Origin of the sequence: Photobacterium malacitanum (assembly GCF_900185615.1) — a bacterium.
Lineage (GTDB): Bacteria > Pseudomonadota > Gammaproteobacteria > Enterobacterales > Vibrionaceae > Photobacterium > Photobacterium malacitanum.
Genome location: NZ_FYAK01000001.1, coordinates 81115 through 105550 on the forward strand (window position 1 = coordinate 81115; position 24436 = coordinate 105550).

General features: G+C 38.4%; 25 protein-coding genes. 13 read left to right on the forward strand and 12 right to left on the reverse strand.

What is annotated here, in order from left to right; genetic code table 11:
- From PMAL9190_RS00400 to PMAL9190_RS00415, 4 genes are read right to left on the reverse strand one after another with little or no spacing between them, the layout of a single operon-like run.
- Window positions 1-921, reverse strand: a complete 921-nt coding sequence (locus PMAL9190_RS00400) for a heme/hemin ABC transporter substrate-binding protein (protein WP_087843413.1) — start codon at window positions 919-921, stop codon at window positions 1-3.
- Window positions 921-1337 (reverse strand): ExbD/TolR family protein, encoded by a 417-nt coding sequence (locus PMAL9190_RS00405; RefSeq protein ID WP_087843414.1) that lies wholly within the window; start codon window positions 1335-1337, stop codon window positions 921-923. The genes PMAL9190_RS00400 and PMAL9190_RS00405 overlap by 1 nt, the downstream gene beginning before the upstream one ends.
- Complete coding sequence (locus PMAL9190_RS00410) at window positions 1334-2035, reverse strand: MotA/TolQ/ExbB proton channel family protein (protein ID WP_087843415.1); 702 nt, start codon at window positions 2033-2035, stop codon at window positions 1334-1336. Before PMAL9190_RS00410 ends, PMAL9190_RS00405 begins: the two co-directional genes overlap by 4 nt.
- Window positions 2036-2038: 3 nt before the next feature.
- Window positions 2039-2812 (reverse strand): energy transducer TonB, encoded by a 774-nt coding sequence (locus PMAL9190_RS00415; protein ID WP_087843416.1) that lies wholly within the window; start codon window positions 2810-2812, stop codon window positions 2039-2041.
- Between the two features lie 442 nt (window positions 2813-3254).
- Between PMAL9190_RS00415 and hutW the strand changes: the two genes are divergently transcribed.
- From hutW to PMAL9190_RS00435, 4 genes are all read left to right on the forward strand, one after another.
- Complete coding sequence (hutW, locus tag PMAL9190_RS00420) at window positions 3255-4631, forward strand: heme anaerobic degradation radical SAM methyltransferase ChuW/HutW (RefSeq protein ID WP_087844180.1); 1377 nt, start codon at window positions 3255-3257, stop codon at window positions 4629-4631.
- 46 nt (window positions 4632-4677) lie between these two features.
- Window positions 4678-5199, forward strand: a complete 522-nt coding sequence (hutX, locus tag PMAL9190_RS00425) for a heme utilization cystosolic carrier protein HutX (protein ID WP_087843417.1) — start codon at window positions 4678-4680, stop codon at window positions 5197-5199.
- An 82-nt stretch (window positions 5200-5281) separates the two neighbouring features.
- Window positions 5282-5839, forward strand: a complete 558-nt coding sequence (gene hutZ, locus PMAL9190_RS00430; RefSeq protein ID WP_087843418.1) for a heme utilization protein HutZ — start codon at window positions 5282-5284, stop codon at window positions 5837-5839.
- 214 nt (window positions 5840-6053) lie between these two features.
- Window positions 6054-6449 (forward strand): hypothetical protein, encoded by a 396-nt coding sequence (locus tag PMAL9190_RS00435; protein ID WP_065168568.1) that lies wholly within the window; start codon window positions 6054-6056, stop codon window positions 6447-6449.
- 97 nt (window positions 6450-6546) lie between these two features.
- Here PMAL9190_RS00435 and PMAL9190_RS00440 read toward each other — a convergent pair whose 3' ends face one another.
- Window positions 6547-7125, reverse strand: coding sequence for a hypothetical protein (locus tag PMAL9190_RS00440; protein ID WP_087843419.1), 579 nt, complete (start codon window positions 7123-7125; stop codon window positions 6547-6549).
- A 407-nt stretch (window positions 7126-7532) separates the two neighbouring features.
- On the opposite strand from PMAL9190_RS00440, the gene hypB reads away from it, so the two are divergent.
- From hypB to hypA, 5 genes are read left to right on the forward strand one after another with little or no spacing between them, the layout of a single operon-like run.
- Complete coding sequence (gene hypB / locus PMAL9190_RS00445; RefSeq protein ID WP_087843420.1) at window positions 7533-8267, forward strand: hydrogenase nickel incorporation protein HypB; 735 nt, start codon at window positions 7533-7535, stop codon at window positions 8265-8267.
- A gap of 2 nt (window positions 8268-8269) precedes the next feature.
- Window positions 8270-8509: a HypC/HybG/HupF family hydrogenase formation chaperone gene (locus PMAL9190_RS00450; RefSeq protein ID WP_087843421.1), complete on the forward strand. Its 240-nt coding sequence runs from the start codon at window positions 8270-8272 to the stop codon at window positions 8507-8509.
- Window positions 8506-9627: a hydrogenase formation protein HypD gene (gene hypD / locus PMAL9190_RS00455; protein WP_065168565.1), complete on the forward strand. Its 1122-nt coding sequence runs from the start codon at window positions 8506-8508 to the stop codon at window positions 9625-9627. The genes PMAL9190_RS00450 and hypD overlap by 4 nt, the downstream gene beginning before the upstream one ends.
- On the forward strand, window positions 9624-10655 hold the full coding sequence (hypE, locus tag PMAL9190_RS00460; RefSeq protein WP_087843422.1) for a hydrogenase expression/formation protein HypE: 1032 nt from the start codon (window positions 9624-9626) through the stop codon (window positions 10653-10655). The genes hypD and hypE overlap by 4 nt, the downstream gene beginning before the upstream one ends.
- The gene (gene hypA / locus PMAL9190_RS00465; RefSeq protein WP_065168563.1) at window positions 10655-11002 is read left to right on the forward strand and encodes a hydrogenase maturation nickel metallochaperone HypA; all 348 of its coding nucleotides are present in this window, start codon (window positions 10655-10657) and stop codon (window positions 11000-11002) included. Before hypE ends, hypA begins: the two co-directional genes overlap by 1 nt.
- A 259-nt stretch (window positions 11003-11261) precedes the next feature.
- Here hypA and PMAL9190_RS00470 read toward each other — a convergent pair whose 3' ends face one another.
- Both PMAL9190_RS00470 and PMAL9190_RS00475 read right to left on the reverse strand, forming a co-directional pair.
- A complete protein-coding gene (locus PMAL9190_RS00470) occupies window positions 11262-11852 on the reverse strand; it encodes an isochorismatase family protein (RefSeq protein WP_087843423.1) in 591 nt (196 codons plus the stop codon).
- Between the two features lie 17 nt (window positions 11853-11869).
- A complete protein-coding gene (locus tag PMAL9190_RS00475) occupies window positions 11870-12682 on the reverse strand; it encodes a pirin family protein (protein ID WP_087843424.1) in 813 nt (270 codons plus the stop codon).
- 101 nt (window positions 12683-12783) lie between these two features.
- Here PMAL9190_RS00475 and PMAL9190_RS00480 point away from each other — a divergent pair, with 101 nt between their 5' ends.
- The 4 genes from PMAL9190_RS00480 to PMAL9190_RS00495 all read left to right on the forward strand — a co-directional run bounded on the left by PMAL9190_RS00480 (window position 12784) and on the right by PMAL9190_RS00495 (window position 18179).
- Window positions 12784-13671 (forward strand): LysR family transcriptional regulator, encoded by an 888-nt coding sequence (locus PMAL9190_RS00480; protein ID WP_087843425.1) that lies wholly within the window; start codon window positions 12784-12786, stop codon window positions 13669-13671.
- Between the two features lie 485 nt (window positions 13672-14156).
- Window positions 14157-16121: a DUF262 domain-containing protein gene (locus PMAL9190_RS00485; protein WP_087843426.1), complete on the forward strand. Its 1965-nt coding sequence runs from the start codon at window positions 14157-14159 to the stop codon at window positions 16119-16121.
- Between the two features lies 1 nt (window position 16122).
- Complete coding sequence (locus PMAL9190_RS00490; protein WP_087843427.1) at window positions 16123-17253, forward strand: DUF3696 domain-containing protein; 1131 nt, start codon at window positions 16123-16125, stop codon at window positions 17251-17253.
- A complete protein-coding gene (locus PMAL9190_RS00495) occupies window positions 17250-18179 on the forward strand; it encodes a hypothetical protein (RefSeq protein ID WP_087843428.1) in 930 nt (309 codons plus the stop codon). Before PMAL9190_RS00490 ends, PMAL9190_RS00495 begins: the two co-directional genes overlap by 4 nt.
- Before the next feature lie 182 nt (window positions 18180-18361).
- On the opposite strand, the gene PMAL9190_RS00500 is transcribed toward PMAL9190_RS00495, so the two are convergent.
- The 5 genes from PMAL9190_RS00500 to PMAL9190_RS00520 form a co-directional block, all read right to left on the reverse strand.
- Window positions 18362-19489: a DNA cytosine methyltransferase gene (locus PMAL9190_RS00500; RefSeq protein ID WP_087843429.1), complete on the reverse strand. Its 1128-nt coding sequence runs from the start codon at window positions 19487-19489 to the stop codon at window positions 18362-18364.
- A 193-nt stretch (window positions 19490-19682) separates the two neighbouring features.
- Window positions 19683-21425: a Kae1-like domain-containing protein gene (locus tag PMAL9190_RS00505; protein ID WP_087843430.1), complete on the reverse strand. Its 1743-nt coding sequence runs from the start codon at window positions 21423-21425 to the stop codon at window positions 19683-19685.
- On the reverse strand, window positions 21422-21967 hold the full coding sequence (locus PMAL9190_RS00510; RefSeq protein ID WP_065168553.1) for a HyaD/HybD family hydrogenase maturation endopeptidase: 546 nt from the start codon (window positions 21965-21967) through the stop codon (window positions 21422-21424). The genes PMAL9190_RS00505 and PMAL9190_RS00510 overlap by 4 nt, the downstream gene beginning before the upstream one ends.
- A 5-nt stretch (window positions 21968-21972) precedes the next feature.
- A complete protein-coding gene (gene cybH, locus PMAL9190_RS00515) occupies window positions 21973-22719 on the reverse strand; it encodes a Ni/Fe-hydrogenase, b-type cytochrome subunit (RefSeq protein ID WP_087843431.1) in 747 nt (248 codons plus the stop codon).
- A 13-nt stretch (window positions 22720-22732) separates the two neighbouring features.
- Window positions 22733-24436 carry a nickel-dependent hydrogenase large subunit gene (locus PMAL9190_RS00520; protein WP_087843432.1) on the reverse strand — a complete coding sequence of 568 codons (1704 nt, stop codon included), beginning with the start codon at window positions 24434-24436 and terminating at the stop codon, window positions 22733-22735.

Here is a 24436-nt window from a genome sequence, read left to right on the forward strand (position 1 = left end):
TTACGATTGTGGATAAAAAATACCATTAAGACGCATGGCTTCATTAATACTGTGAATACCTAATCCACCAATTAGAGCTGTGCCGTCAATTACTGCAATAGCATTGTTTTTTGCCGCAGGTGTTGCTGCTAACATGGGCATTTTTTCCAGCAATTGTTGCATGTTTTTAATTGATGCGGTGGTGCGATCACTTAATAAAATAATGTCGGGTTGCATCTGCAAAATAGCTTCCGTTGATACTGGCTTATAATTGGCCACTAATTGCGCGGCAGGATTTATTGCACCCGCTAAAGTAATAATGCTATCGGCAGTGGTATTTTTGCCTGCCACACTGATTGGACGACCATCGTGGATCATTAAAAACAATACTTTTTTAAGCGGGTGTTGCAGCTGTAAATTGTGTTGTTTGATGGTATCCACGTTGGTTTGAAGTTGTTGCTTAAGTTGCTGCGCTTGTTGCTGATGTTGCGTTAATGCCGCGACTTGATCAATACGATGAAATAAATCCGTTACTGTTTCGCCGCCATTGACAATATCTACTTCAATCCCTGACTGTTTTAAAAGCGTTAATGTTTTTGGTGGCCCCATTTCATCAGAGCCAATGATTTTGGTTGGCGCTAATGCAATAAGACTTTCTGCAGAGAGTTGGCGGTGATAACCCACTTTAGGCAGGCTCGGTGCGACTAAGGTTTTACTGGTGACATCCACGGCAATCAATTGTTGCTCAGCACCTAGGGCATTAATAATCTCAGTAATGGCTGCTCCTGCACTGATAACTCGTGGCGAATCTGGATTAGGCTGAGCCTGAGCCTGCAGTGAAAAAAAGCTTGATGCTGTTATGAATAATGTAGTTGAAAACAGTGCCTTTCGAGCAATATGCCCCCAAGAAGGTGTAGTAAAAACAGAGTGTTGACGGTCCATTATTGTTGTTCTTCCATTAATAGTTGAGTGGCTTTGATGTCGTTTTTTTGTAGAAAAGCTAACAATTTGAGCATTTGTTCGACCGAGGCTTTTTTATCAGCGCCAATCACAACGGGTTTATTGGGCGCTGCTTTAACTGCAGTTAATAGTTGCTGGTTAAAACTGTCCCAGTTGTTGATAGCTTGGCCTTGCAATGCCCAATAAGGTTCAGTAGCGACCAAATTGATAGTAATAGGATCAGCTTTAGTCGTTTGTAATATTTGAGTCGACGTTTGTGGTAAGTCGACATCTAATGCTTTGATTTGAACGGTCGCGGTTAGTAGCAAGAACACCATCACAATAAAAATAATATCTAATAATGGGGTTAAATCAGGAGTTAAGTTATCGCTATCGTGATGATTATTAATCGTTATCATGCTGATGTACCACTATAAGCAGGGTTCTCTTCGCAAGTATCACACGGTTTTGCAGGGCTATTTACAGCATCAATATTCATGCCTTCGAGCCATAAATTACAGCGGTTTAAGCTATGCTCAAGTTTCGCCATAATACTGTCAGCCCATAGACCTAATAACTGCGAACCTGTAATTGCGGGTAGGGCAATAATCAATCCTGCAGCAGTAGTACGCATCGCAAGCCCCAAACCATCAGCAAGATCACTTGGCGTAACCGAACCGGTAGAGAGGGCGATACCTTTAAACATATCAATCAAGCCAAGTACAGTGCCAAGCAATCCTAGCAATGGACTAATCACACCAATTAAACTCAGTAATCGTAACCCAGAGCGTAATTGTTGGCGTTTTTGCAATAACCAAATATTGGCCGCATCTTCGCGTAACGGTTTAGTAAAGTGACGGTGAGCGATCAGCATCGCAATCCCTTTACACAATAATGGTCGTTGGTGCTTGAGTTGGGCTGCTAATTGATCAAGTGCGCGATCGTCATGTCTATTTTGCTGTTCAAGTAAGGTTGTGACTTTGGTTTTACCAACACCGGTACAAAGAAAAACTTGTATTAAGCGTTCGACTAAAATCATGACCGTTAAGGCAGAGCAAGCAAGTAACGGCCATGTCATGAGGCCAAATTGTTGAGTAAGCGTATCGACTACAGTCATGGTTTAATCCAATTTAAAACGTACAGGGATCTGTACTCGGTGGGCAATTGCCTTACCGTTAACAATGTGAGAAGAAAAGCGCCATTTCTTAATTGCTGCAATCGCTGCATCATCTAAAATTTGTGCGCCCGATGATTTAATCAGTTTTTGTTTAAGCTGTTGTCCTTGAGCATCTATCCACACCTCAACCAATACTTGACCTTCAATACCACGCCGTTTGGCTAATCTGGGGTAATTAACCGGACTCGGTCGAGTTGCAAAGGTTGGCTTTGAGACTAATTGCAACGTTTGTGCACCAGTGCTGATATTGTTTTTTTTCGGTAATTTACTAAATTGATTTTTAATTGTTTTTTTGTTGTTAAGTGTGGTTTTTTTGGTTTTTGATTCTTTTTTGGTTTTTTGTGGTTGTTTTTTAACTATTTGTTTTTTTTCAACAACTGCTTTTTGAGGTTGTTTTTTAGCCGAAGATTTATGTCTTTTTGTTATTGTTGGCTTTTTTTTGACAACCTTTGGGCTAACAGTATCAGTGTTTGATAAACGTTTAATTTCTGATTTAATAGGTTTTTTTATATTTTTCTCAATAGGTTGTGCTATAGGGTTTATCGTTGGAGTGTTGTTGTTCTTCGCGGCTGGTATTGCTGTAAATGTTAAACTAACCCGAGGACTATCTGCTCCCATAGTAAGTGTCAGTGGCTCTTTGGTTGGCATCGCGGCAAGGAACATACTGTGCACCAAAAGTGATACTGCTCCTGCGGCTATATAACGTTTAGTATTCACTCTTTTCACCTAAGGCTAAGATGAGATCGACGCCTGTGGTAGCAATTAAATGTCTGTGCAAAATAACGTCCTCACGATGTAATGTGTATTTTGTTAATATTTTTAATTGGTTAGCGGTGTGATATTCACAGTCCTAGCTTGTTTTTAGCTATTATCCACGAAATGCGAATAATATCAATTATCATTTGCAATATTATTCAATGCAAAATATCATGCTAACCAACAACATTTATAAGCACTGATAAAAGTGGCGATGCACCACTTTTACGCTGATATTATTGTGATAAGCATTTAGAAAGTGACAGCAAACCATTATAAATAGTGTGGTTAGTATCGATTGGTTGCCAACCTGATCGAAAAGACTAATAACAACTGACGTAGAGGGGCTAGTGACATAGCCATTAAAATGATAAATGCCGACCGATTAACATTGCCAGCTAATATGCCCGTAACATTGGACACGTCTGTTTTTGACAGTGATATTCTAGGTGAGAATACACCCGATCCATTGCGGTTTGGTTTTCGACGTAAGTTATCGGCCCATGCTGGTGGCGGTCACCATGCACCGATTACTGTTGAACAGATTCAACCACTCGCCCAACGGGTATTGCAGCAAACGACGCCGCCTTTCAATAAGCGTTGCTTATATGTTCATATTCCATTTTGTCGTGTGCGGTGTACTTATTGCAGCTTTTTTGAATATGCTTCAAGTCAACGTTTAATCGATGACTATTTTGCAGCATTGATGGCTGAGCTTAAATGTAAAGCATCACAACCATGGACGCAGGCAGCCCCATTTCAAGCGGTTTACATTGGTGGTGGTACACCAACGGATTTAACTGCTGCACAAATTAAACAACTCGGCACCATGATTCGCCGTTATTTTCCATTAGCCACCGATTGCGAGCTGACCTTAGAAGGGCGTATTAACCGTTTTAATGATGAAATGTTTGATTCAGCACTGGAAGGGGGATTTAACCGATTTTCATTTGGGGTGCAAAGTTTTGATACGCAAGTACGTCGTCAAGCAAAACGGTTAGATGATCGCGAAGTGGTGCTCAAGCGCATCAGTGAACTAGCAGCGGCCGATCAAGCACCGATTGTGATTGATTTACTCTATGGCTTGCCTTATCAAAATATTGATGTGTGGCGACATGATCTTGATGATTTTCTTGATTCAGGTGCCCATGGTGTCGATTTATATCAATTAATTGAAATGGGTAATACCCCGATGGGAAAAATGGTCGAACAAGGCCGTTTACCTCAGCCTGCAGATACCATCACTAAAGCCTCAATGTTTGAAATTGGGGTCGATTATATGGCTAAGCATCACTTACGGCGGTTAAGTGTTAATCATTGGGCGCGCGATAACCGTGAGCGGAGTTGTTATAACAGCCTAGCAAAAACAACCGCAGAAGTGTTGCCACTTGGTGCTGGCGCAGGAGGGAATGTTGGTGGTTATGGCTTTATGCAACACCGTAAACTAGAACGTTACATGGATGACGTTAGCCAACAGCATTTTCCATTGGCGATGATGGTTAAATCCTCATCCCATGCAGTAATCAATACCACTATTAAAGCCGGATTTGATCGTGGAGTGCTTGTTGCCAAAGAACTTGATAAACAAGCAGGGTGGCCATTATTTAGTTATTGTTTGCCGCTATTTGAGCGTTGGCAAAAAAATGGCTTCGTGACCTTAGAACAACACGGCAGTCACCGTTATTTGAATTTAACGTTAGCAGGGCAATTTTGGTCAGTGACACTGGCACAGGCGTTAATTCAAGTAGTGACAACAGCGATATCGAAACCGCAACCGTAGTCATATTTCAACGCAAAAGATTTATTAATTAAAAAGGATGATAACTGTGTTTTCTCGCTATTCTCAGGCTGAATTAACAATCAAAGTTGCTGATATTCTGCAACAAAATGACAAATTGCATGCTGGCGCTATTGCTGAACAATTACAAGTTACAGAAGGTGAAATCGTGCTGTCGTTGCCATCAGAGTTGGTTGTGCCACTAGCAGGTCATTTGGCCCAAGCTATTGTTGAAGCCTTACCAAGCTGGGGTCCTGTGACAACGATTGTACATTCAATGGGATCTATTTTTGAAGTTAAAGCCCCTTTTCCTAAAGGCAAGTTAGCTCGTGGTTACTATAATTTAATGGGGAAAGACGGCGAACTACACGGGCATTTACGCTTAGATCTTGTTGAACATATCGCACTAGTTAGCAAGCCATTTATGGGCCAAGAAAGCTATTTTATTGGCTTTTTTGCAGCCAATGGTGAGTGTGTGTTTAAAGTCTATTTGGGAAGAGATAAACAGCGTAATTTATACCCGCAGCAAATTGAAAAATTCCAGCAGCTAAAACTATTAGCGAATCAATAACCGTTGTCAGTTAAAAAATAATAACAACATACATAACTAGAAAATAAGTCAGCCCGAATAAAAAAGGAAGAAGGGAGATAAAATGAGTGAAGTAAAACAACAGCGCTTACAAAACCGTTTAGGGCCAGAGATTAAAGAATTTCGTGAAGCGTGTTTAACATTGCAATTGGCGACCGTCGATATTAATGGCAAGCCTAATGTGAGTTATGCGCCGTTTGCATTATTGGATGATGGTTACTACGTATTAATTAGCCAAATTGCTAAACATGCGCGTAATTTACTTGAAAATCCGCAGGTTTCATTGATGATGATTGAAGATGAAACCACAGCTAAAACTTTGTATGCCCGTAAACGATTAACTTTTGAAGCTGATGTTAGCGTTGTTGAGCGTAATTGTGAAGGGTGGACCTTAGCTGTTGCGGCTTTACGCCAACGTTTCGGTGAAATTATTGATGGCTTGAGTGGTTTAGAAGACTTTGTTTTATTCCGTTTAGCGCCGACTCAGGGTTTATTTGTAAAAGGGTTTGGTAAAGCATTTCAAGTCAGCGGTGATGATTTAGTGGATTTTGTGCACCTAGAGCAAGGCCATCGCCGTATTAAAGATGGCTCAGAAATTGAAACATTTGATGAGAAATTATAAAACGTTTACTGCTAACGACTAACTATCATTATTTAATCGTTCATGCCTGCTGTTCATCACAGGCATGTGTTCGTTTAGGGCGTTATAGCAGACCCTAGCGACCATGGTTGCCGATAAGTTGATCACGATCATCGTAATTTAGAGCCTAACTTGAACTTGGTAAAATACCTGTGATAATTAGGTTATTAATTGCTTAATTATTCGGATAAAAATGATGACGGAAGAACATAAAAAGGGTATTTGGTTTGCCTATATTGCCAGTTTTCTGACCCCATTTACTTTACTATTATCAGGTATTATTGCCATTATTTATGCGGGTTATAAACTCGATAAAGGCACTGATGAAGTCACTTATAGCCATTACTACACCATTATTCGTAGCTTCTTTTTGTTTTTAACATTTTTTGTGGTGTTAGGTGTTTCTGCGGCAACAACAACTGGCATGATTGCGGGTGCTGAATATTGGGTTCATAGCGATATTTTACATAAAGCACTGCATGTATTACCGTTTATCGGTGGTGCGATTGCCCTGGTAGCAATTGTTATTTGGTTCGCTAAAATTCTCAATGGCATGCGCTTGTTAAGTCAAAATCAAGCGGTGAAGTTGTAACTGGCAGCTTAAATAATCAAATTAAATAGCACCAATAAAAAAAGGATAATCGCTTGATTATCCTTTTTTTTCGGCAGAGAGAGTAATCTCAATGCGATTATTTCTTAAATTGCATTACAAGCTGGTCTAATTGCTTAAGCAGATCAGTTGTTTTTGGATCTTGCTTTTTCATTGCCGCAATTACGTCATCTTGTACTTGCTTGTCTTGCTTGCTGATTGCAGGATCATTCAAGATAGTGCGTTGTTGCTTCTCAAGTGTAGTACGGATAGTGGTAAATTCTTTTACTAACTCAGTACGCTTGTCGTTAGAAATATCTTTCTTAGTCGCTTCAACTTGAATTTCTTGAGCACGTTTAATTAGCTTCTCTGGTTGGTAACCCAATGCTTTAACTTTATTGTTAAACGCTGTTTCGTAAGCTTTCATCTCAGTGATAAGTTGAGGGTTTGCTTTTAGTGTTTTTACACGGATAGCGGCAAGCTGTTGTTGGATTTTACCAATTTCGCCAGCTACATGCTGTTGTTCAGCTGTGATCTGGTGAGACGAGGCCATAGGCACAGTCGTTGGCGCATCTTTAGCCATTGCCACTGCTGGTGCTGCTGCGAACGCACAAGCTAAAGCGATAGGCGCTGCAACTTTAAGAAGTTTAGTTTTTAAGCCAGATGTTTTAGTCTGCATTATGGTTTCTCTTATGTTCAATGAATAACGTTTCTATTCAAGAAAGCGTGAGAGAGCATCGTTAGCGAGTCTCAGCATCATAATCTTGAAGTGCTTACGACATAACATACGCGCACTGATCTACTGTTATGTCAGATCAGTGTCATTAAGCCTGAAGCTAAACTGAATAATATAATTTCGCATTTTATCAGTCAGCCGAAAAAGACGATATATATATAATATCAATCTAAAGATCCGCAAAATAAATTATCACACAAATTGCATTATTCTTTTAAAGCATAGATAATCGATGCTCATAATTCTCAGAATTTGAGTGTTTAATAACCTGAACTGAGTCCTGTTTCATTTTTCTAACGTTATCGATTTTTGATTAACACCTTAGAAAATCCCCCTCTGCTGGAGTTCATATGTGCCAAGATTGCGGTTGTTCATTACCGAGAGGTGATCATCATCACCATCAATTACAAGCTAATCCACAATTAAATGATAAAAAGACCTTATCAGTTATTCATAAAATTCTTGATAAGAATGACGTGGAAGCTGCTCATAACCGAGCTCATTTTGAAGCACAAAATGTGACTGCCTTTAATTTAATGAGTAGCCCTGGTAGCGGTAAAACCACATTACTTGAGCATTTGCACCAGCATACCGATCTTAAATATGCCGTGATTGAAGGTGATTTAGAAACCTCGCGTGACGCTGATCGTCTAAAAGCACACGGTATTGACGCTTACCAAATTCAAACCGGTTCTGCATGTCACCTTGATGCCTTTATGGTACATGGCGCATTACACCATATTGATCTTAAAAAGCTTGATATTTGCTTTGTTGAGAATGTCGGTAACTTAGTTTGTCCTGCTAGCTACGACGTGGGTACACATAAAAATATCGTGCTAGTTTCAGTACCTGAAGGCGACGATAAAATTGAGAAATACCCAGTGATGTTCCGTCGTGCCGATTTAGTATTGATTACTAAGTGCGATTTACTGCCATATTTTGACTTCAGCATTGAAGAGGCCAAAGCACAGCTCAAAAAGCTTAATCCTGAGGTAGAAGTGATTACCTTATCGACTAAAGACGCAGCAACATTTGCCCCTTTGGTTACTTGGCTAATGGCGAATCAACGCCAACAGGAAGCGTAATTATGTGTTTATCTATTCCTTCTCAAGTAGTTGAAGTTCACGAAGATAATACCGTTACGGTTGATACCATGGGTGTAAAACGCCGCGTGAGTTGTCATCTATTAATGGATGATCTGGTGGTGGGCGAGTATGTATTGATTCACATTGGTTTTGTAATGAGCAAAATCGATGATAAAGATGCACAAGAAAGTCTTGAAATGTATCAATTTATTATGGATGAATCAGGGCCACTACCAATATGAGTTTTGATCTTAAAAAACTGTATGAAGGCTTTCGTGATGCCGATACAGTACTAAATCTGGCCGAACAAATTAAGCAGCTAGCGGTAGATTTACTCGAACCGATGCAAGTGATGGAAGTGTGTGGTGGTCATACTCATACCATCATGAAGTATGGTTTAAAGCAGCTATTACCCGATAATATTGATTTTATTCATGGCCCTGGTTGCCCGGTGTGCGTGATGCCTAAAGAGCGTATTGATCATGCTGCAGCATTAGCGAGTCAACCCAATGTTATTCTAGTAACGTTGGGCGATATGATCCGTGTACCTGGTTCAAAAGGCAGCTTGGCACAATACCGCGCTCAAGGGTGTGATATTCGACCTATTTATGACCCACTAGATTGCTTAACTATTGCACTTGATAACCCTGATAAAGATGTGGTTTTCTTTGCGATTGGTTTTGAAACCTCAACGCCAATGACGGCGATTTTGATTGAATTGGCGGAACAGCGTCAGGTTAATAACCTCTATTTCCATATCAACCATGTGCTGGTGCCACCGGCGATTGATGTGGTAATGGCAGATCCTGCGGTGAAAGTGAATGCGTTTATTGGCCCTTCGCACGTGAGTGTTATTGAAGGGGCTAAAATTTATCGCTCAGTCGTTGAAAAGTATCAAACGCCAGTGGTTGTCGCAGGCTTTGAGCCAGTTGATGTAATGGAATCTATTCTGCGCCTAACTAAGCAAAGGGTCGCTGGTATTGCTGAACTTGATGTGCAATACACGCGTGCAGTAACAGAAGAAGGCAATACGGTTGCTCAAGCGGCGGTAAAACGCTGTTTTGATATTCGGGATAGCTTTCGCTGGCGTGGTTTAGGCCCAATCGCTAATTCAGCATTACAGTTAAATGAAAAATACCGTCATCGTGATGCTGAAATTAAATTTGCTGATTGTTTGCCAATGACACCGATTGATGATCACAAGGCTTGTCAGTGTGGTGATATTTTACGAGGCTTAGCAAAGCCTAAAGATTGTAAAGTTTTTGGTCGTGGTTGTACGCCACAAACGCCGCTTGGCAGTTGCATGGTGAGTTCAGAAGGTGCGTGTAATGCGTATTTCCGATATCGAGGTGTGAAATGAGTGAACAAGATTTTTCTGCATTATCGACCACAAAATCGATTCAACTAAGCCACGGTGGTGGTGGTCAGGAAATGAATAAGCTAATTAAAGGCCTATTCTTTAAAGCGTTTGATAATGCCATTCTGCGCAGCGAAGAAGATGCCGCAGTATTAACCCTTGAAGGTAAAACCGCCTTTACCACTGATTCATTTACAGTGTCACCGTTGTTTTTTGCTGGTGGTAACATTGGTAAATTAGCCATTGCAGGCACTGTGAATGATTTAGCGATGATGGGCGCACAACCACAATATTTAAGTTGTAGTGTGATTATCGAAGAAGGGTTTGACATCGGTAAGCTTAAAACCATCGTTGAAAGTATGGCCACCGAGTTAAGTATCTCTGGTGCTAAAATCGTTTGTGGTGATACCAAAGTTGTGCCCAAAGGGTGTGCTGACGGTATTTTTATTAATACCACGGGTGTTGGCAAAATTATTCAAAGCGGTATTTCAGTACGTAACCTTGCTGATGGTGATGCAATTATTGTATCGCGTGATGTTGGTCGTCATGGCGCAGCTATTTTAATGGCGCGTGAAGGCTTAACCCTTGAATCAGAGCTTATCAGTGACTGCAATACGCTATGGCCTGCAGTTGAGGCACTTATTGCTGCTGGGCTTGATATTCATGCAATGCGTGATGCAACCCGCGGTGGTTTATCGGCAGTATTAAACGAATGGGCACAAGCGTCTGATGTTGGCATCAATGTCGTTGAAGATGATGTACCTGTGAGTGAAGAAGTGCGCGGTCTATGTGAATTATACGGGTTTGAACCGTTTGATTTAGCTAACGAAGGCACGTTTATTATTGCATTGCCACAAGCACAAGCACAACAAGCATTAGCGGTGCTTGAAGCCTTTGCTGCCTGTGAAAATGCGGCTGTGATTGGTTCTGTGAATAATGAGCATGCTGGCCGCGTTATTTTAACCAGCGGTTGGGGCAGTCGTCGTTATTTAGATCTTCCTCAAGGTGAATTACTACCGAGGATCTGTTAATGCACGAGTATTCCATTGTCGGCGCACTTATCGAACAATGCGAACAACATGCGCGTGATAATAATGCTGATAAAGTTACTCGCGTTGCGATTAAAGTCGGTATTTTAAGTGGAGTAGAGCCAGCGTTACTTGAAACCGCTTTTCAGACTTTTAAGCTTGAAGGCATTTGCCATGACGCTGAGTTTGAAATGAATATTCAGCCACTGGTGTTATCCTGCCTTGAATGTGGTCAAGAAACCATTCATAACGAGCGCAGTATTATTTGTCAGCATTGTGGTAGTAATCGCACCCATGTTTTAGATGGTGAAGATCTAATGCTAATGCAGCTTGAAGTCGAGCAAAGCTAAATCGCATAAGTAGCTATCATCACTAAGAAAGGCCATATCAGTTAATGCTGGTATGGCCTTTTTTAATTTCCCCGTCATTCCCTACAGTGAATGCCCGCGAGGGCGATAGGGAATCTCCTCTCCGCGTGTTGTAGCGTTACTGTTTTCGCTAATATCTGTAATGCTCAAACACGGGGTGAATAGATCACGGATAATAGGCAGAGTGGCGACTTACGACAGGATTTTAAAACTCGATCACACTCGTCCTAAACTCTAAACCTTATTGCTTTGATAGTATCTCTTCAAATAATACCGTCATTAACTTTTGACCATGTTCTGTGGTCCAATCTTGTGCTAATTCTGCAATTAATTGATTCGTTGAAGTTAGTGTTACTCCATTTGATTCCATGCGGCGCAATGCGGTTTCATCCGCTAATGTCGTTGGCGATCCTGAGCCATCCACGACAACTTGTACTCGATAACCTTCTTGAACAGATGTAAGCGCAGGGTAAACAACGCAAACGTCAGTGGTTATACCAGCAATGATTAAGTTTTTACGGCCTGTTGCAGCAACAGCTTGAGCAAAGTTTGGATCTTTCATCGCATCAACAATACCTGCTCTTTGAATGCGTAATGCATACGCTTCAGGTACGGCTTGTTGCAGCTCATCAAATAATAACCCTTGGACATTACTTTCTTGACTAGAGGTTAAAATTAGAGGCATTCCTGTCTCTTTTGCAGCACGTGCTAAGGCTAATGTATTACGTTTAATTTGCTCTAAATCAGCAGAATGAACCCATCCCATTGTGCCCACTTGATGATCAATGAGAAGCATTGCACTGTTTTCTGGTGTGAATAGTGTGTTTGTCATGGTGGTGTTCCTTATTATTATTTCATCATTGTTTTAAAAAGTTGCGCAATATTTTGCTGGCCAATTTGGGCATTTTCGTAACTCGTGTGGACCGATGGCCCTGTGGGTAAAATCGGTTGTGCTAAAGAAGCCGCTGACACAAAAATAAATTCACTATTATCCGTTTCAGCGATGATCTCTAACATCGCAGCATTATCAATGGTGATTAATTGTTGGGTTGCGACACGCTCGCCAGATATTGAAATGCCACCTTTTAGTACATATATAAAGCGTGAATCCTGCTCTGGTGTCGGCGCATAACGCCAGTTGGCACCTCTGGCTGATAACGTTATATGATAATAGTTCATATCAATAATATGGCTAATTGGACTTTTGATCCCGGCGTATTCACCGACCAATATTTTCGTCGATGTGTTTATCTCTTTGATAATAGGTATATTTTCGCTAGAGACACCTTGATAGCGGGCTTCACCCATTTCGATGTTTTTGGGCAAAGCAGTCCAAAGTTGAAATGCCTCAAAGTGACCGTCTTGTGAGGTTAATGTTTCTTTATGCAGCGCGCCTGCACCCGCGACTAATAGTTGAACACTGCCTGTTGGTAATTTAGCAACGTTACCTTGTGAGTCTTGATGGGTGAGATCGGCATGAATAACATAAGTAATGGCAGCAATACCTGAATGGCCATGAAAATCGAATCCAGCTTCGGTTTGGGTCGAATTCAATTGGAAATGATCCCACATCACAAAAGGATTTAATTGCTGCATATTATCTTGTCGAATAAAGCTGTTTATTGGCCCATGACGCAGACCAGTATAGTTTGATTTAATCACGATAAACTCCTTCTGTTTGATGGAATAAGTGTATGCTTTAATCGAATGCTTTATTAGATGGTATAATTAAATTTATTTATCCCATATTTGTTGGTAATTGAATGATTGATTTAAACGAGATTAAGATCTTTGCAACGGTTGTTGAGATGAATAGTTTTGTTGATGCAGGTAAAAAGTTAGCCATGCCATCAACCACCGTTAGCCGCAAAGTTCAGCAATTAGAAACAGCCTTAGGGGTACGGTTATTAAATCGCAGCACCCGTAAATTATCGTTAACTAATTTAGGTGAAATTTATTACCAACAGGTGAAGCCTTTTTTGTGTGGCATGGAAGAGGCTAATCAATCGCTACAACAGAACCAACAAATACCTGATGGCTTAATTCGTATTACAGCCCCGTTTGATTTCTCAGTTTATTATTTACAGTCAGTGATTAATGATTTTCTTGATAGATACCCTAAAGTGAAGATAGAACTGATCGTCAATGACAATCTATTGGATATGATTGATCACAACGTCGATATTGCTTTTCGTTCCGGTGAGCTTGCAACACCAACATTGATAGCGAGAAAAATACTGCGTAAGCAAATCATTTATTGCGCCAGTAAAAGCTATATCTCACACTATGGCGCACCTCAATCACCGAGTGACTTAATCGATCATAATTGTATTTTATGGCAGCAATCTGAAGCCAAGCAATATTGGACATTCGCGTATGAAAATGGCTTAAAAGAATTCCCAGTTAAAGGCCGTTTTGCTGCAGACAATACCCACTTACACATTACTGCAGTGCGTGAGGGTAGAGGCATTGCACGGTTGCCAGAAGGGTTAGTTGAACAATATATTGATAGTGGGGAACTGATACCGATTTTATCTGAATATAGTCATGAATCAGGAAATATGTATATGGTGTATCCATCTCATCGCCTACAACCACAAACCACCCGCTTGTTTATTGATTATGTGATGGATACTTTTCATGGGCAGTAATACTTACGCAATTTGGGAAGGTGAATCCCAATCCAATTTCCGTCATTCTATACGATGAATGCCAACCTCAACTCCGTCATTCCCTACAGTGAATGCCCGCGAGGGCGATAGGGAATCTACTCTCCGCACGTTGTAGCGTTACAATTATCATTGGAATTCTAGTGTATAGCGAAGATTTAATGTTAATGAAGCTTGAGGTCGAGTAAAGCCAAGATGTATAAATAGCTCATACTAGTTAACACAGGTATGTCTATTTTTTACATCTGAGTTTTTTAATCTATTTTTATATGAAATTATATTGATGGTATATTGTTAATTAATAGTGCCGCTATTATTTTTAGTTTAAGTTTGTGATTTGCTTATCATTCAGTACGATAAATTTTAAAAATGTAAGTTTTATTTATATGAAAACTTACATTTTTTTATTAAAATAAGGTTAATTGTAGCTGGTAAGTTTTGACATAACTACAGAGATGGTTGTAATAATGAATTACGAAAATATTATAAATGATATAACTAGTCTGATTGGCTTGACATTAAATGCGATCAATGTCTCAACAGCTAATATTGTTATAGATGAAATAGATGTAGATCATGGGTTCTATTATGTTATTTCTGAAACTACAAAGAAGAAAACAAAAAGAAATATAAAAGAAATAAAGCTTATATTTGATGCATTAGATAGAGATGGCTATTGCAATGTTGAAGAGGTACTGCAAGGTTCCTCATCTAGTCGAAATCATCCAGAAACCATATTTGCCAATCTTCCATATGTGCAATTCTTTAAATATGAGCGTAGGAAGCATTTGGTATTAAGAGATTTTAATGCTCATGAGTTTGGTGTCACTCAAGAAGTACCAAAGAATGAGCAAAAAAAACTTCGTGACTCAATTTTAGAATATAAAAAATTTAGTCAAGGAAAGTTTGCATCCGAGTTAGATGAAATAGTTAAAGAGTTAAAAGGCAGTTTTGATGATTTGCATATAAAGTCACCTGGTTTGTTAATTGATAGCAATATATTTCAAATAGTGAAAAAGCTTGAAACTATTAATGATGTAGTAAAAAAAACATCAGTAAATATGACGACGGAGAAAAATAAAAATATTCAAGATTATAATGATAAATTAATTAGAGATAATAACTTTGATATGTCAGATTTGGTCGATTTATCATTATTTACTGGTGTTGTTGACGATGAGGTAAATTTAGATAATGTAGAAGAGGAAGATCTCACTAATAAAAATACTCAGGAAATAAAGGTTCCATATATTCGTAGGCAGACGCCTAGTTTGTTTACTCTATATGAGCGTCTTCATTATGATGAAATTGAAATTCAACCTGATTATCAGCGAGGTGATAGAATTTGGGATGATAATCGTAAATCTAAATTGATAGAATCTATTTTCATGGGACTTCCTTTACCTATTTTTTATTTTGGGGAAAGGAAAAAAAATGATAATTGGGTTGTTATTGATGGGCTTCAAAGATTAACTACTATTCAAGATTTTATGGCTGGTGAGTTAACTTTGAAATTGCCTCATGACTCTCCTGTAAGTGATCTTGATGGTATGAATTTTAAGGACTTTGAGGCTCAAACTCATCGTAAGTATATACGAGCTATTAAAGAGTATGAAATTACAGCATATATTATTGATGTTGAAGATGATAATGATGAAAATAATAGATTTATTATTGAGTTATTTCATCGTATTAATACTTATGGTGTAAAGCTAAGTGATCAGGAAATAAGATCTGCAATTAATTTTGGTAATAGTGTTTTTTATTTAAAATTTGTTGCTTCATCTAAGACATTTATTGATGCTACAAATGATGCCGTTAACCATAAGCGACAAAAAGATCTAGAGCTATGTTTAGGTGCGTTATCTTATATGTTATATGGATTTCAAGATTTTAATTATAATAAATATAACGACTTTTTAGTTGAAACAATGCGATGGTTTAATAAACAAGATTTTAATAAAGTTAAACGTGATGATGGTAGTGTTGATTATCTATCTAAATCACCAATAATAGTTGATATAACATCTAGATTTGAATCTAGTCTATCTTTTTGTAAGGAAATTTTCCATGAAAATGCATTTAGAAAATCAATTGGTTCAAGAAAAAATGATCCTATAAGTAAAACATTATTTGAAGCATTAGTTTCTTTATTTTCTAATGCTGATTTAACACAAAGAAAAATTATAAAAAATAATAAAGATAAGTTAATTGAAATATTATACGATGCAATTGAAAATGATTCTAAAGAATATTCGAATTGGATTAGTGAAGTATATGAGAAAAATAATAGAGGATTTAATTACTCATTGTCTCAGTCAACTGGAAAAAAAGTTACTATATTATATCGATTTGAGTCTTTAATTAATATAGTTTATAAGGCTACTGGTTGTAAACTAGAAATAGTTCCTATTGTTAAAGAGTTAAAATAAGATGATAAATAAAATCAAACTTGAAAACTTTAAGTGTTATAAAAAAATTGAATTTGATCTGAGTGGTTTAACCGTGTTTTGTGGAAATAATTCTGTAGGGAAAAGCACAGCAATTCAATCTTTAGCTATAGTTTTTCAAAATAAATTTAATAACAAACTTTATTTAAAAGGTAATCTTGTTGATTTTTCTGAGGTTAAGGATATTTTTTCTCGTCATGCTGACGTTGAAGACTCTCATTTAAGAATTTCAATTGATATAGATAAGGTTACTTATTCTTGGGGAGTTGATGATGAAAAGGAACAAAGTTTATTGAGAAATAAATTGGTTATAAAGTCTGACGAAGTCCACAATAAAATATCAGATCTTTATTTTAATGATAAAGGATTTCAATTTTTACAAGCTGAACGTTTTGGTCCAAGGGTATATTTAGAAAATAACAATGATGAGTTAATAATAAATTGGCTTGGTTCTAAAGGTGAATATACATTTGATATTTTAACTGATGTTTCTAATAAATTAAAAAGATTATCTGACGGCGATAAAAGAATTTTTAATAGCTCTGAAGGTACTAGTATCCGCCGTAATATCATTAATTGGATGTCAGAGATATCTCCTGGCTTTAACTTTCAGTCTGATACTGTTACAGATGTAGGTATTAGCCATGCTCAATTTAGTGCTTATGGCTCTGTAAATACAAAACCTATTCATATGGGCTTTGGCTTAAGTTACTCTCTTGGTATTGTTTGTGCATTATTACTAACTAAGCCTGGAGGTTTAGTTATTATAGAAAATCCAGAGGCCCACTTGCATCCAAGAGGGCAAAGTTATTTGGGACGATTAATAGCTCGTGCTGCTTTATCTGGTGTTCAAGTTATAATTGAAACTCATAGTGATCATTTGTTAAATGGAATTAGAGTTGCAGCTAGATTGGATAATGACTATGAAGATGGTGAATTTAAAGTATTTTATGTAATTGGAGTACCAAATAGTGAAAGTAAAGTAAAAAATATAAATATTGGATGTAACGGTCAATTATCTGAATGGCCGGATGGTTTTTTTGATCAGCAAGCTATGGATATAAAGACTTTACTTAAAGGAGAGGAAACAAGCTCCTCAAGAGAAAGGATATGAGTGAGATTAATGAATCAAAAGTATATATTACAAGGTGTAGTTTTTGGTGTTTATCTGATATAAAAGAACTATCAGATGTTGATAACTTACTCGCTAAATTTGATGAAATATATAAAGATTTTCGACGTTCAAAAAATATAAAAATTGAATGTTCAAGTGATTTGACTGATAAAGTAGTTAATTTAACTTCTATTCAGGATGATTTATTACAATTAGCAAATGACGACTATAGTGTTTTTTCATATTATTTAAGTCTTTTTGATAAGTGTTTCTCTGAATATGTTCTATATAATAATTCTGAAACTATAGATTATATTATAAATAATCAAAAAAGTTCTGATTATATGAGAAAATATGTTTTAGTTATTGATAGAGATATACACTTTTTTACAAATGTAAATGCTGAAAATTATACGTCATCTTGGAGTGAAACTTTAAATTTAAACTCATCTTATATTATAAAAAGTAAAGGAGATGATGAGTTTGTAGAATGGTCTAAGTGTAATTATGAATATTTAACATTTCATCCGGAAATCTTGAAAACAATAAGAACTATTAAAATAGGTTGTCTAAATGATTATAAAGAAATAATATCTCATGCATTAAATTCACTTAATCAATCATATTTTATTATATCTGAAGATCCTAATAAGAATGAAGAGGATTTGACGGTTATATCAAGTTTAACTGGAAGTATTGGTAGAACATTACCATGCTCTAGGCAAGGTAAAAATAAAGTTGAATTTGAATTTCCTAATAAAGGTATTATTAATTGTGAATATCATTTGAAAATTAATGTTAATGATAAAAATATTGCTATACCACATGGTAAAGGTAATCCTATTAGAATTTACTTTGGTCTTAAAAGTTATAACAATGAAAATAAGAAAAAAATAATGGTAGCACATATAGGTAAGCATTTATAATAAAAGTAAGCGGTTTATATAAATCGCTTACTAAACAATTTATGTACACTATTGATTATTAGTATAGTTGTTGGTGAATGTATTATTCTAGTTGATTCTTGCAGTGTTTATAATTATACATCATGATGTTAGATATAATATATGGTCAATAAAAATAATGATTGAGATTGCATCTTAAGTGGTTATTTTATTTTGTATAACAAATCATTAATTGTATTTGCTACACCTAAAGCAGCAACAAAAGGAACCCCATTACCAATAGTTTTAAACTTATCACTTAATGTCATTGTTGGCGGTAATTCAAATTCTGCTGGTAATGATTGAATAGCTAATGCTTCTGCTGCACTCAATCGTCTAGCTTTATATGGGTGTAAATGAACTTCATTATTACCATAAGCAGCAGTAGGTGAATAACGCCAACGGTGCAGTCTTTTAAATGATTTCTTACTTGTATCGCCTTCTGCAACAAGCTTAAATTTATCTGACTTAGGAGTGAAAAATGCATCGGCGTTCGGGTGATTTAAAACATTATTTTTATCAAACCAGTGCTGAATCGTTAATTCTTTTATAATATTGTTAGGTATAGATGTTGCTATATCTTCAGCAAAGACAGCAGTTGTAGGCCATGAAGGTTGTTTTAGAGCTTCGTCTCGGGAGAATTTCATATGAGATTCCCAATTAAATAATTCATCAGGAATTATCATTGCATCTAAGGGCTCTTGATCGATATGTTGTGAAATGTGATTAGCCTTGATTCCAAACATTAAAATACGATCGCGATCTTGAGGCGCACCATATTGAATACAATTGACTAAATGATCTGTAATTACATAACCAGCCGTACGTAGATCTGCTTTTAATGTTTCATAAAACTCACGGTGACGTTTAGTGCGCCATAAGCCTTTTACATTTTCAAATAAGAAGAAATCTGGTTGATGTTGAATAATTGCATCAACGTAAGTACGCGATAATCGACCATTTTCACCTTCTTGACCTTTGTTTTTTCCACCTACGGAAAAATCAGGACATGGAGGGCCACCAATAAATCCGACTAATTCACCGTTAGATTGTAATGAGTTTATTTGGTCTGCAATCATGACAACATTTGAACCATCGCCAACAAATTCTTCTACACTACAGTGAAAATGGCCAAACTTTGGCTCTGGTAGCTCCATGACTTTTCTTGAATGTTTATAGGCATTTAAAAATGGCCCATGAAACTCATTAATAGCAGCAATATGAAATCCGGCCTTTTCAAACCCGAGATCAAGAAAACCAGAACCGGTGAAAAATGAAAAAATGCTAGCCATGGAAAACCTTGTTTAAAATCAGAAGAGGGCGAATTTTACACTGTATGTACGTACAATACAAAATTAGCTTTATTATATTTTTTAGATGTTATTATTTTTAATTGATATCAATATAAATTGAGTTTTAACCCCCCCCACAAAAAAGCCCCATCACTAACAGCAATGGGGCTATTTAATTCAATAAGATAAAACCTTAACGGCGACGCATTTTCAAGAACAATGCACCAGCACTTAAGTTACTGCCATCAAGTTCTAGTTTACGGTTTGCAACGATAGGGAAGTTCTTACCGACGCGTAAGCAAATACGATCTGCTAGCACTTCATTAGCGAAATCGCTTCCAGCAAGGGTGACGGCTTTAATGCCTGTGGTTTCGTCCATACGCTCAATCCAATTAGCGATATAGTCCGCTAGAGAGTCCATAATGCCAAAGGCAAGTTTGTCGTAATCAACTTCATCAACCACGAGACAGAAACTCATTAAACTACCGATCATTTTTGCCCAATCAATCGTGCGTTTGCCATCGACCATATCTAATGAAAAATCAACACGATGGCCTTTATTATCGGCATTTTGCAGTGATTTGGCGATCAGAGCATCATTAAGATATTGAACGTTATCTTGGCTTGATTTAGAGAGACCTAAGATGGTTGCAGCAAGAGCAAATAAACCCGATAGCTGATCATTACACTCATTTAAGATTAACTTATTAAGTGCGTTGTAGCTAACAGGAATTTGATGCTTAAATTTAGCTAATACTTCAGCTTGCTCACCCGCAGCCAGTGCAGCGATCATTTCTGAACCTGAATGTGGCAGAGTAGGCATAACTAAGAAGGTATCAGTACGGGTGAACTTATCTTGGCTAACAATTTCACCTGCGGCATGGCGACCAAAATAAATAGCAGCACTATGACGGCCAACACCTGATTCCAGCATACCACCGTGCAGAGCACAAATAGGCAATGCATGTTCAGGGGCATCATTGGCGTGATTCGGCTGATAATCAAATCGAATTCGACGCTTGCTCCAATAAGCATTAAGGCCATTGATGCAGGCTTGGTCGTGTAACGGCTCAACAGATTTAAATGGTACCAATGGATGAATAACAGGATCACTGCACACCTGACTCCACCCTTTATTGATTCGAGCCACTAGCGGCTGCTGGTGGTTGGTTTCAATATGCAAATAATCGATACCACGCACGCGCAGCATTTCAGTTAATACCGTTAAGATACGATTGTAACTAAAGCATAGATCATACAAGGGCTGATCAAGCTGACCATGATGTTGCTTAGGACGTACGGTTACGCGTGGCTTTTCTAAGCTTGATAACGCTAACACATGCTGTGATGGCACAATAAAATGCATCGGTACATTGTTCGGGTTACAAATAATCACTTGCTGACGTTGACGGTGAGCTGCAGCAATTGGGCCGCGACTTAAATGAAACTCATGCTGGTGGTTATTTGCCAGCGGTAAGCTAAAACTCACGTGGCCAGTGTTAATGACGCTATCTGCCCATTGTTGAATTTGTTGACGATCGATAGATGCTGCAACCGATGTCTCACCATGACAATGTGAGCAGGCGATAGCGACTTCACCAAATAACTCAGATTGATTATCACCTAATGCAGGTTCGCAATAGCTGCAAAATGGCAAATGATGTGGTGAGGTAACTAGAGGTACTATTCGACCTTCGCGGTGGCGAATTTCTTTAATGGAAGAGTCGATTAACCAAATAGACAATAGAAAGTCTTTGGCTATTTGATCGGCTAACGCTTCAAGTTGGGGCTGAGTGCCAACTGCTTCAATTAAGTAACGGTTTTTCTCATAACCAATGGTGATTTCTAACGTTTGGTTAGCAAGATAATCATTACATAATTGCGCATAAAAAGGCACAGGACGTGAACAGGTAAAAGAAAATTGAATTAATTTCATTGTTCAACGCCTCGCTTATAAGCTGTTGGAATCAAGCTGTTTATGTCGATGTTATTAACTTTTTCGCAGTGGATATCTAAATCGGATAGGTGACGAAGTAATGCCGCTTCCATTACCGGAATCGCAGCATTAATTTTAGAGGTTAGCCCCATATGCATAGGTTCTAATACCGTAGGTGTTACGCCTAAAACATAGGTTTTTGGACGATCGCCAACCAAATCCATCATAATAAGTGTTTGCAGCATCTCAACTTCATGAGCACTACCTTGCCAATCAATTTCGGCAGGGGCTTTGTCGAAGTCAAAGAAGTACACTTCGCCAGCATCCACATCAGCAGCGTTAACGGTATCAACCACAATTAAATGGTCATATTGGGTTAACGTTGGAATCAGACAATGCGCTAGCGTCCCGCCATCAATAAGATCAATCTGATGGTCAGGGTGCGTAAAGCGGTAGTTTTCTGTGAGATAATTGACGAAATGTACGCCGACTCCTTCGTCGGCGTACAAGACATTGCCAATACCAAGCAGCAATATCTTCATTTGCGCTAGTGGCCTTTATTTTTTGAATGACTATTGTGGTGAGCATGATGCTGAACCGGATGATCACCCTTATGTTCATCTTTAACGTGAACTGGGTGGTAGTCAAAACCGGACATAATGGCATCAGCAGAACCGTTACGGAAACGGATCCCTGTCCAAATCACCATATATACGTGGATCAATACAAAAATAATGAATGCCCAAGTAATATAATGATGCCATTTACGCACTTCATCTAACCCGCCCATCGCATAAGCGACCCATTGAGCAGGTTCCCACATCATGCCACCAATCCCTAAGTGGTATACATTAGCATATAGCGTTAAGCCAGTCACACACATGAAGATTGCAGCAATAGAAATCCCTGCATAAACCATAAGTTGCAACGGACCATAAGCGCCATGATGCGGTGCTTTACCCATCCAAAAATAGGCTTTAATTTGTTGAATCCAGCTTTTCGGGCTAACAACATCTTTTACCGAGCGCCGTTCAATGTTACTGCGACTGAAAAAGAACAGATAAGCACGAATTAGCGTCACAGCGATCAAAATAAAGCCTAACACTTCGTGTGCTAATCGAATCCAACCTTGTTCAAGAACATTGGTACTATCAGGCGCAACCAAAAATGGCCAAGCAATATAAAAGCCAGTGATCACTAGACCAAAAATTGCAAACGCACGTAACCAGTGACATAAACGGATAACGAATGAAAATACATAGGATCGTTTATACAACACGGTATCTGTTGACATGATAAATCCTTATTTACATTGCCTGAGCAGGAATACGGAATTCACTTAATGATTGGCCTTTGTAATCCATTACGTGTACTGAACACGCCATGCAAGGGTCAAATGAGTGAATAACACGTAATACTTCTAATGGTTTTTTCGGATCTTCAAGTTGCAAACCGACTAAAGAGGCTTCGTATGGCCCGATCTTACCGTTGCCATCAATAGGACCTGCGTTCCATGTTGTTGGTACTACAGCTTGATAGTTTTCAACTTTAGCGTCTTTAATGCGTAACCAGTGACTTAAGAAACCACGTGGTGCTTCAATGATACCGACACCTTTATATTCTTTATTTGGATCAATGGTGGGTTCAATATAAGTGGTTTGGTCTGAATTTAGGTTAGTCACCATAGATTCAAATGTCTCTAAACCATGACGAGTGATGGTTAGTGCGTGCAACATACGGGCAGCAGTACGACCAAGTGTAGTAAATAATGCCGCTGCTGGTAGACCTGTTTGCTGTAAGAACGTATTCACTACCGAGGTTACGCGAGTGTTGCCTTTGGCATAGTTAACCACCATGGTGGCTAGTGGACCCACTTCAACCGGCTCACCATTGTAACGTGGTGATTTAACCCAAGAGTATTTACCTGCTTCATTGATTGTTGGGCGTTTACCGACAATGGTGTCACGCTCAATAAACGGTGTATGCTCCGGAATAGTTGTTCCATCATATGGGTGCTGCGGCTCATTAGCGTCATACCAAGAGTGAGTCACATCTTCTGCAATCATATTAAGATCAATCGCTTCTGCTTTAGATAAATCTTTATTGCGAATAACACCACTTTCAAAAAGATGATCATCAGGATTTAGCAAAATAGATTGGCTACACATGAAGGTATCAACGTTACAGCCACCTAATACGCTCGGCTCTTTGGCATAAGCGGCAGCAGCCATTTTAATATCCGCTTGATAGACACGCTCAATGAAATCAGCAACATGAACATACTTTTGCTTAAATTCTTGCAGGCGAGCAGGGTCTAGCATGTCACGAACACAGGTTACGCCACCAACAACAATGGATTGTGGATGTGGGTTTTTACCCCCCCAAACAGCCATTGCTTCTGCTGCAACACGCTGAATTTCTAATGCTTTAAGGTAATGACTTAAACCAATAAGGTTTTGTTCTGGTGTGAATTTGTAGGTTTTATTACCCCAATAAGCATTGGCAAATGGCCCTAACTTACCCGTGTTAACTAAGCCTTGTACTTTCTCTTGTGCAGCACGTAAGTCACCTTCACCTGCAGCCATTGGCGTAGCAGAGTACTTCATCGCTTCAACAGCGGCTTTTGCAGGATCAGCACTTAATGCAGATACAACATCTATCCAATCTAAGCCATGTAGAATATAGAAGTGAACAATGTGGTCATGCATTTGCAGGGTAGTAAGAATCAAACTACGAATGTATTTCGCATTCAGCGGTACTTGCGCATTAATTGCATCTTCTACTGCTAATGTGCCGCAAAGGTAGTGTGATGATGTACATACACCACAAATACGTTGTATAAGCAGGCCTACATCATAGGGAGTACGACCTTTCAGAATAATTTCAAGACCACGGAACAGGGTAGATGATGCCCATGCCTTGTTGATTACGTTATTAGCATCAAGTTCAACTTCGATGCGTAAGTGGCCTTCGATACGAGTAATGGGATCGATTACGACGCGCTTGCTCAT

Coding starts and splice junctions, on each gene's coding strand:
- PMAL9190_RS00450 (WP_087843421.1), top strand. CDS start 8,270: ATGTGTTTATCTATTCCTTCTCAAGTAGTTGAAGTTCACGAAGATAAT.
- PMAL9190_RS00500 (WP_087843429.1), bottom strand. CDS start 19,489: ATGGCTAGCATTTTTTCATTTTTCACCGGTTCTGGTTTTCTTGATCTC.
- PMAL9190_RS00440 (WP_087843419.1), bottom strand. CDS start 7,125: ATGCAGACTAAAACATCTGGCTTAAAAACTAAACTTCTTAAAGTTGCA.
- PMAL9190_RS00480 (WP_087843425.1), top strand. CDS start 12,784: ATGATTGATTTAAACGAGATTAAGATCTTTGCAACGGTTGTTGAGATG.
- hypB (WP_087843420.1), top strand. CDS start 7,533: ATGTGCCAAGATTGCGGTTGTTCATTACCGAGAGGTGATCATCATCAC.
- PMAL9190_RS00405 (WP_087843414.1), bottom strand. CDS start 1,337: ATGATAACGATTAATAATCATCACGATAGCGATAACTTAACTCCTGAT.
- PMAL9190_RS00495 (WP_087843428.1), top strand. CDS start 17,250: ATGAGTGAGATTAATGAATCAAAAGTATATATTACAAGGTGTAGTTTT.
- hutZ (WP_087843418.1), top strand. CDS start 5,282: ATGAGTGAAGTAAAACAACAGCGCTTACAAAACCGTTTAGGGCCAGAG.
- PMAL9190_RS00410 (WP_087843415.1), bottom strand. CDS start 2,035: ATGACTGTAGTCGATACGCTTACTCAACAATTTGGCCTCATGACATGG.
- hutW (WP_087844180.1), top strand. CDS start 3,255: ATGCCCGTAACATTGGACACGTCTGTTTTTGACAGTGATATTCTAGGT.
- cybH (WP_087843431.1), bottom strand. CDS start 22,719: ATGTCAACAGATACCGTGTTGTATAAACGATCCTATGTATTTTCATTC.
- PMAL9190_RS00490 (WP_087843427.1), top strand. CDS start 16,123: ATGATAAATAAAATCAAACTTGAAAACTTTAAGTGTTATAAAAAAATT.
- PMAL9190_RS00470 (WP_087843423.1), bottom strand. CDS start 11,852: ATGACAAACACACTATTCACACCAGAAAACAGTGCAATGCTTCTCATT.
- hypA (WP_065168563.1), top strand. CDS start 10,655: ATGCACGAGTATTCCATTGTCGGCGCACTTATCGAACAATGCGAACAA.
- hypE (WP_087843422.1), top strand. CDS start 9,624: ATGAGTGAACAAGATTTTTCTGCATTATCGACCACAAAATCGATTCAA.
- PMAL9190_RS00505 (WP_087843430.1), bottom strand. CDS start 21,425: ATGAAATTAATTCAATTTTCTTTTACCTGTTCACGTCCTGTGCCTTTT.
- PMAL9190_RS00435 (WP_065168568.1), top strand. CDS start 6,054: ATGACGGAAGAACATAAAAAGGGTATTTGGTTTGCCTATATTGCCAGT.
- hypD (WP_065168565.1), top strand. CDS start 8,506: ATGAGTTTTGATCTTAAAAAACTGTATGAAGGCTTTCGTGATGCCGAT.
- PMAL9190_RS00485 (WP_087843426.1), top strand. CDS start 14,157: ATGAATTACGAAAATATTATAAATGATATAACTAGTCTGATTGGCTTG.
- PMAL9190_RS00510 (WP_065168553.1), bottom strand. CDS start 21,967: ATGAAGATATTGCTGCTTGGTATTGGCAATGTCTTGTACGCCGACGAA.
- PMAL9190_RS00400 (WP_087843413.1), bottom strand. CDS start 921: ATGGACCGTCAACACTCTGTTTTTACTACACCTTCTTGGGGGCATATT.
- PMAL9190_RS00520 (WP_087843432.1), bottom strand. CDS start 24,436: ATGAGCAAGCGCGTCGTAATCGATCCCATTACTCGTATCGAAGGCCAC.